The organism is Cohnella zeiphila (assembly GCF_014212055.1).
GTDB lineage: Bacteria > Bacillota > Bacilli > Paenibacillales > Paenibacillaceae > Cohnella > Cohnella zeiphila.
Genome location: NZ_JACJVO010000087.1, coordinates 1 through 573 on the forward strand (window position 1 = coordinate 1; position 573 = coordinate 573).

Annotated in this window: 1 protein-coding gene; it reads right to left on the minus strand. The window is 65.4% G+C overall.

Features of this window, described 5'->3' with window-relative positions:
* A partial coding sequence (locus H7C18_RS34760) for an enolase C-terminal domain-like protein (protein ID WP_273388966.1) occupies window positions 1–573 on the minus strand: 573 nt, incomplete at both ends.

Genomic DNA, 573 nt, shown 5'->3' on the forward strand with positions numbered 1-573 from the left:
ACCTCGATGCCGAGCCCCGGCCCGTGCGGGACCGTCAAATAGCCGTCGCCGTCCAATCGCAGCGGATTAACGGCCAGCTCCCGGCTGAGCGGCGAATCGTTCGTACAGAATTCCTGGAACACCGGATGATTCTGATAGGCGTTCAGATGCAGCGATGCGGCCGTCAGCAGATCCGACGTCCAGGCGTGCGGTATGAGCAGCTTGCCCGCCTGTTCGACCAACGTCACCAGCTTCCTCGCCTCCGTAAGTCCGCCGGCCCTGGACAAATCCGGCTGAACGATATCGACATCGCCTTCCCGGATCAGCTGCTCGAACTCGAACAGCCCCGCGAGCTGCTCGCCGCAGGCGATCCGCGCGTTCACGGACCGGGACAATCGCCGGTAGGCCGGCAGGTTGTCGGAGACGAGCGGTTCCTCGACGAAGAAGACGCCGAAGCGCTCCAGCTCGCGAACGAGACCGATCGCCAGCTTGACGTCGGCCGACCACAAGCCGTCCACCATCAGCTCCATATCGTCCCCGGCTTCCCGCCGGGCCGCTTCGATCAGACCGACGACCGCGCGCGGCTGCTCGGCG